Genomic DNA, 2,445 nt, shown 5'->3' on the forward strand with positions numbered 1-2,445 from the left:
GTCACGCCGATCTGTTACGCGGATTTTCAATCCAATGAGCGTTCGCAGTGGGCGATTGCGCAGTCCATCATGGCAGGTTTGCGATTCGAAAACGCGCGCATCGGGAATCGGCAGCTACAGCTTCTCGCGCAGTACTTTGCAGGTCCATCTCCTGATGGCCAATTTTATACGCAACATTCCCATTGGTTTGGCGTCGGGCTCCATTTCTATTTTTGAGGTCCAGCAGAGCCCGCCTGATAGGACTGCAACGGGACAAGATCGTCCTTCCAGGCTTCGACGATCGGATCCACAACCCTCCAGGCTTCCTCGGCTTCATCATTCCGGATGAAGAATATCGACTCGCCTTTGAGCACATCCACGATCAGGCTCGCATACGCGGACATCGGTTCCGGTGCAAGTTCCGTATGCAGTTCGATCGGGTCGGCCTTCAGAGGATTGCCAGGGCCATTCACATTGATCGTCAATCCGACTTGATCCGGCTTGAGACACAAACGCAACTGATTCGCCCTCACTGCGTGAGACGAGATGAAGGTTGAATGCTGAGGAGGCTTGAAGAATACGGTAATGTCTTGCCGGTCCCGCTGCATTGCCTTTCCTGTCCGTAGGACGAACGGGACATCTCTCCACCGCTGATTCTCGACGAAGAGACGGATCTCCGCAAAGGTTTCCGTCTGTCGGTCTGGATCGACTCCCGGCTCATCAACGTAGTCACGCACCGTTCGTCTGCTGATCCTCCCTGCCGTGTAGCGGCCCCGCGTCGTATGCGACTTGATCTCCTTCTCGGAGAATGGCCGAATGGCCCTCAAGAGATCGGTCTTTTGCGTACGCAAAGCGGATTCGGTCAGACTTGAAGGAGGCTCTATGGCCAGCAAGCACATCAGTTGTAAGAGGTGGTTTTGGATCATGTCTTTCAACGCACCGGCCTTATCATAGTAGCCGGCTCGTCCTTCCAATGCGTACGTCTCTTCCCACACAATCTCAACCCTTTCGATGTGCTGACGGTCCCATGCCGACTCAAAGACGCGATTGGCGAAACGAATACCAAGAATGTTCTGGACGGTTTGTTTGGCCAGGAAGTGGTCGACCCGAAAAATATCCTGTTCCGGGAAAAGCGCGTGCAGCTTGTCGTTCAGTTCTTTCGCCGATGTGACGTCGTTGCCGAACGGCTTCTCCATCATGATTCGGCTATGTGGGGGTAAACGGACATCATGGAAGGTCTCCACGATGGCCCCGGAAACTGAGGGGGGAAGACCGAAGTAGAGTACCAGCGGATCCTGAAATGGGCCGATCACAGCTTTGAGTTGTTGACGATCGGTAAGGTCGGCTGACGCATGGCTGACTCGCGCCAACAGCTTTCTCAATGCGCCTCTTTTGGTTTTCCCCTGACGCTCCTTGACTCGTTTCTCGACCTGGCGACGAAAGGCGGCCACATCCTTCCAGCCCTTCCTGGTCACCGCCAGCACCCGAAAATCCTGTGGGAGCAGGTTTCCCGCTTCAAGTTCTGCCAATGCGGGGAAGACATATCGGCTGGCTACGTCGGACCCGGCACCGAGCAGGATGAAATGATTATGATCGGCCATGGCGTTCCCTCGTGCTCTATCTCTAGAAGCGACGAAGCCGCAACTGGGTTGAGTAATGCGAACCCGGCTTCCTTTCACTACTTACCACTCAGAACCACCGTTCTGAGTACTAGATCAAACCCTAGCCCAGCTTATTCATGACAGCTCGTGACGAAGCCGACGAGACGCTAGACGAGATGGGCACGTGGAGCCCTGAGAGACCGAGGCATACTTCAAACAGTATGTTGAGGTCACGACCGTTTTACCCTGTCTTGCGTCGAGATCGATCCGAGCGTCCTTCCGTCCGCTGATGGGCCGATGAAAACCGACGTCCCTTGGCCTTATCCCGCACGCTTCGTTTCAGCAACGCCATGAGGTCGACCACTTTCCCCCGTTTTGGCGGCGCTAGGACTTCCTCGCCGTCCGGACCGCCGATCATCTCCGTTCGGCCGGTCTTGATGCGCTTCTCGATCAGTTTCAAGAGATCTTCACGGTAGGTATCGTGATAGTCGTTGGGATCCCACTCTCCCGTCATTTCTTCGACAAGTTTCACCGCCATTTCCCGCTCCTTGGCGGTCACCCCGACGTTTTTGCGCTTCGGTAAGATGTCCAACTCTTTCGCGTCCTTTACCTCGTCTGCGTAGCGAAGCGTATTCATCAGAATCATATCGTTGACCGGAAGTAACGCCGCGACATACTGGCGCGTGCTGATGACAACATTGGCAATGCCCATTTTGTGAGTCTGCTTGAGGATATCCCGCAACAGCACATAGCCTTTTTCACCACGCGCTTCAGGCGCCAGATAATAGGGGGATTCAAAATACATCGGCGCAATGTCTTCTTCATCGACAAAGCGCAGGATGTCGACCGTCTGCGTGGCCTCAAC

Annotated in this window: 3 protein-coding genes; 1 reads left to right on the plus strand and 2 read right to left on the minus strand. The window is 54.8% G+C overall.

The annotated features are described in order from the left end of the window. A partial coding sequence (locus tag ACOSYY_RS01670) for a DUF1207 domain-containing protein (protein WP_421660529.1) occupies window positions 1–216 on the plus strand: 216 nt, incomplete at its 5' end. On the opposite strand, the gene ACOSYY_RS01675 is transcribed toward ACOSYY_RS01670, so the two are convergent. Beyond that, entirely contained in the window at window positions 207–1,580 is a 1,374-nt protein-coding gene (locus tag ACOSYY_RS01675) for a glucose-6-phosphate dehydrogenase (protein WP_421660530.1), read from the minus strand. The genes ACOSYY_RS01670 and ACOSYY_RS01675 overlap by 10 nt on opposite strands. A 241-nt stretch (window positions 1,581–1,821) precedes the next feature. After that, the coding region (gene ku, locus ACOSYY_RS01680) for a non-homologous end joining protein Ku (protein ID WP_421660531.1) at window positions 1,822–2,445 on the minus strand (624 nt) is incomplete at its 5' end.

The sequence above is a fragment of the Nitrospira sp. BLG_2 genome (assembly GCF_049222245.1).

Excerpts from the sequence above, each read along its gene's own strand:
- ACOSYY_RS01675 (WP_421660530.1), bottom strand. The coding sequence starts at position 1,580 with ATGGCCGATCATAATCATTTCATCCTGCTCGGTGCCGGGTCCGACGTA.